This window comes from Mycobacterium nebraskense (genome assembly GCF_002102255.1).
Lineage (GTDB): Bacteria > Actinomycetota > Actinomycetes > Mycobacteriales > Mycobacteriaceae > Mycobacterium > Mycobacterium nebraskense.
Genome location: NZ_LQPH01000053.1, coordinates 1 through 3,906, shown reverse-complemented (window position 1 = coordinate 3,906; position 3,906 = coordinate 1). Strand labels below are relative to the sequence as shown.

The 3,906-nt window shown below is 66.9% G+C and carries 3 protein-coding genes; all 3 read left to right on the top strand.

The window, feature by feature from the left end; genetic code table 11:
- The first annotated feature begins 95 nt into the window (after window positions 1-95).
- The 3 genes from AWC17_RS05930 to AWC17_RS05920 are packed head-to-tail and all read left to right on the top strand — an operon-like array spanning window position 96 to window position 3,905.
- Complete coding sequence (locus AWC17_RS05930) at window positions 96-1,211, top strand: tyrosine-type recombinase/integrase (protein ID WP_081614504.1); 1,116 nt, start codon at window positions 96-98, stop codon at window positions 1,209-1,211.
- The gene (locus tag AWC17_RS05925) at window positions 1,208-3,460 is read left to right on the top strand and encodes a tyrosine-type recombinase/integrase (protein WP_136244900.1); all 2,253 of its coding nucleotides are present in this window, start codon (window positions 1,208-1,210) and stop codon (window positions 3,458-3,460) included. The genes AWC17_RS05930 and AWC17_RS05925 overlap by 4 nt, the downstream gene beginning before the upstream one ends.
- Window positions 3,450-3,905 (top strand): DUF6262 family protein, encoded by a 456-nt coding sequence (locus AWC17_RS05920; protein WP_008257513.1) that lies wholly within the window; start codon window positions 3,450-3,452, stop codon window positions 3,903-3,905. Before AWC17_RS05925 ends, AWC17_RS05920 begins: the two co-directional genes overlap by 11 nt.
- Window position 3,906 lies beyond the last annotated feature (1 nt).

Genomic DNA, 3,906 nt, shown 5'->3' with positions numbered 1-3,906 from the left:
GTTATCTGAGGTTCTCAGCGTCCTGTCGATGATGTAAACGACACGCGGTCCGGGGTGCGCCGAGATCCGTTGTGGGCTGGTTATCTTCGGTGTCTATGACGGGGCTGGGTATCCGGGTGCAGCGAGTCGAGATGCCGTTCGGCGATCCGCGGTCGTGGACGGTGACTGACGACGGCTCGGTGGTGGAGCCGGCGGAGTCGTTCCTGGCGCATCTGCATGCGGTGGAGCGCTCGCCGAACACGGTCAAGGCTTATGCGCACGATCTGCGGGACTGGTTCGAGTTTCTCGACCAGCACGGCCTGGTGTGGTCGGCGGTGCGGCTCGAGGATGTGGGGCGCTTCGTGGCCTGGCTGCGGCTGCCGGCGGGGTCGCGGGCCGGGAATGTGACCGGGCTGCCGACGGCGGCGAGCATGTGTTCGGAGTCGACGGTGAACCGGAAGCTGTCGGCGGTGTCGGCGTTCTACGAATTCCAGCAGCGTCACGGCGGGGACCTGGGCGATCTGCTGGTGACCTGGCAGCGACGTGGGACAGGCGGCGGGTCCTGGCGGCCGTTGTTGGCGCACTTGGGCTCTCGACCGGAACGAATCCGCCGGATCGCTCTGCGCGCCGATCGGCGCATCCCCGGCACGCTCGACGGCGAGCAGGTAGCGGCCATCATGGCGGCGTGCGATCGGCTGCGGGATCGGTTTCTGTTCACGTTGCTTGCCGAGAGCGGGTTTCGGGTCGGCGAGGCGCTGGGGTTGCGGCACAGCGACATCGACGCCGCATCCCGGCTGGTCGCGGTGACGCCACGAATTAACGGCAACGACGCTCGAGCTAAGGGTGGCGGTCGGCAGGTGCCGGTGCCAGCGCGGGTGATCCGCCTCTACTCCGACTATCTGCACACCGAGTACGGCGACCTAGACAGCGACTACGTGTTCGTCAACCTGTGGTCCAGCCCGGTTGGAAGTCCGTTGACGTATCCGAGTGTCTACGACCTGACCTGCCGGATCCGCAAGCGGACCGGGACGATGTTCGGACCGCACATGTTTCGGCACACCTACGCCACCGAACTGTTACGCCGCGGCGTCGCGGTGGAGGTGGTCGCCAAACTGCTGGGGCATACCTCGATCACGACCACCAGCGACACGTACGCGCACCTGAAGATCGAGGATGCTCGGCGGGCGCTGGTGGCGGTGGGCTGGTTGACGGACGAGGACGTGCAGCGGTGAGTGTAGAGGCGCTGGCCACCCAGCCGGGTACAAGCCTGCATGGTCGCCTGGATACGTTGTTGCGCAACGAGTTCCGAGTCGATGTGCTGGTGCCCGCGGCGGACGACCCGATCCTCGGCACGCCCGCCTGCGAGGTCAGCGACTGCGTGCATTCCAGCCGCTATGGCGGACTCTGTTCGGCTCATCTGCGGCGATGGAACCTCGAGGACCGTCCCGGCCGGCGGGCTTGGGTGGCCTCTGCGGATCCGACCGTGATGGGACACCGTCCGCTTCAGCCGTGCCAGGTCATCGGCTGCGGATACGGGCAGCATCGATACCGATTGTGTTACAGGCATTCCCGCGATTGGGACAAAGCCGGACGCCCGACCGTGGATCAGTGGACGCCGACCCTGGCCTCCATGACGAGCGTGTGCGCGCTGCCGGGGTGCTCGTTGTGGGCTGAGTTGGATGGCGGCTGGTGCCGGTCACACCACGCTCGGTGGCGGCAGCGAGGCCGGCCACCGGCGGCGGAGTTCATCGCCTACTGCACCAGCTACGGTGAAGACCAATTCGACTTCGGGCCGCTGCCACCGCAATTGCGGCTTGAGATCCAGTACGCGATCCAGTGCCGCGTCGATGCCAACCGCACCCGCACCACACCGCGATCGATCAAACCACTGTTGGACCATCTCGCGGGCAGCGCCTCCGTCTCGCTGCTGGACCACTCGGTGCAGGACTGGCTGGCCCGACTGCCCGCCGCCGCCTCGACCACCTCACCGCGGGCTTTCCTCGGCTTCGCGATCGACTGCCTGCTCGACGTCCGCGACGGAACCGGATGGGACAGCGAATACCCGCGTGATGTGTGGTTACTGCGACGGCTCGGCGTCGCGGCCGGCCACGGCGCCAGGTTGGACTTCACACCGGTGCAGCCACGCTGGCTGCGGGAGCTTGCCAAACGCTGGTGCCGATGGCGCATCTCCTGCGGCATCGGGCTTGGCCAGCTGCGCAAGGATCTCATCGCCATCGTGCGGCTGTCGCGGCTGACACCCGGACTGGCAGCCTCGATGGGTCCCGCCGCGCTGGACCGGGCGGCGCTGGAAAGCTACCTGGCTCAGCTGGCGGTCGCCGTCCCGCACGCGAAGACCCGCAGCAGCGACATCAGTTCCGTCACAGGGCTTCTCCGCGCCGTCCGCCAGCACCGCTGGGCGCGGCTACCCGCCGAGGCGGAACTGTATCCCAGTGACCATCCTCGCCGCGCCGAAGCGTCAGCGCCGCGCGCGATCCCCGAGTTCGTCATGAACCAGCTCGAAAGCGCCGACAACCTCGCCCGCCTCACCGATCCGCGGATCCGGCTGCTGGTCGAGATCCTCATCCGCACCGGGCTGCGCATCGGCGACGCCACCCGACTGGGGCTGGACTGCCTGATCCGCGACCACCAGGGAGCGGTCTACCTGCACTACCGCAACCACAAGATGCGCCGCGACGCCATGGTCCCCATCGACGACGAACTCACCGCCAAGATCGAGGCCCAACAGATCCACGCCCGAAAACGGTTCCCCGACACCAGCGTCCTGCTGCCGCGTGGGCATGCCAACCCCGACGGTCGATTCCCCATCCACACGGGAACTTTCGACATGCGGCTCAAGCGATGGATGGCCGATATCGCGGTCATCGACGAATTCGGCTGCCCCGTCAAAGTCACACCCCACCAGTTCCGGCACACCTACGCCACCCGGCTGATCAACAACGACGTGCCGCAGGAAGTGGTGCGTCGCCTGCTCGACCACACCAGCCACACCATGACCGCCCGCTACGCGCGCCTCGCCGACACCACCATCCGCGAACAGTGGGAACGCGCTCAGAAGATCAACATTCGCGGCGAGCCCGTCGACACCAGCACCGACGGTCCGCTCGCCGACGCCGCTTGGATGAAACAGAACCTGTCTCGCGCGAAAATGGCTCTACCGAACGGCTATTGCGGTCTGCCGATGCAGAAATCGTGCCCACACGCCAACGCCTGTCTCACTTGTCCGCTGTTCGTCACCACCGCCGAGTTCCTGCCTCAACACCACCAGCAGCTCGCCGCCACCCGCGCTCTGGTTACCCGCGCCGAAACCGACGGCCACGTCCGCCTTGCGGAGATGAACCGCGCCGTCGAGACCAACCTGCTCACCATCATCAGCACCCTCGAACACGACCCCAGCTGCCGGTGCGGCCACACACCATCTGGCGGAACATGCTGCGGAGGAGGAACATCCGATGCGTTCTGACAACACCCACCACCTGCTCGCCGCCGCTCAACGGCGCCGTGACAGCACTCTCGAACGCGCACAGCGCGCCCTGCGGGAGCTCAGCGAGACCGGTCAGCGCTACACGGTCACCGACGTCGCCGCCCGCGCTGGTGTCTCCCGCGCCTGGCTCTACGCCCAAGCCGGGCTACGCGACCAGATCCGCCAACTCACCGACCAACGCACGCCAAGGCCGGGAATCGACCAAACCCAGCGCAGCACCGACGCGTCCCTGCGGCAACGGCTCAAACTCGCCCACGCCCGCATCACTGAACTCGACGACGACAACCGTCGCCTGCGCCACCAAGTAGCCCAGCTGCACGGCCAACTCCGCACCACCCGCCTGCACGGGCCACCTGTCGCAGACACCGTCCACAACGAGAACACCCTGCTCACGCTGCCGAACGACCGAACCGACGCAAGATAAC

Coding starts and splice junctions, on each gene's coding strand:
- AWC17_RS05920 (WP_008257513.1), top strand. CDS start 3,450: ATGCGTTCTGACAACACCCACCACCTGCTCGCCGCCGCTCAACGGCGC.
- AWC17_RS05930 (WP_081614504.1), top strand. CDS start 96: ATGACGGGGCTGGGTATCCGGGTGCAGCGAGTCGAGATGCCGTTCGGC.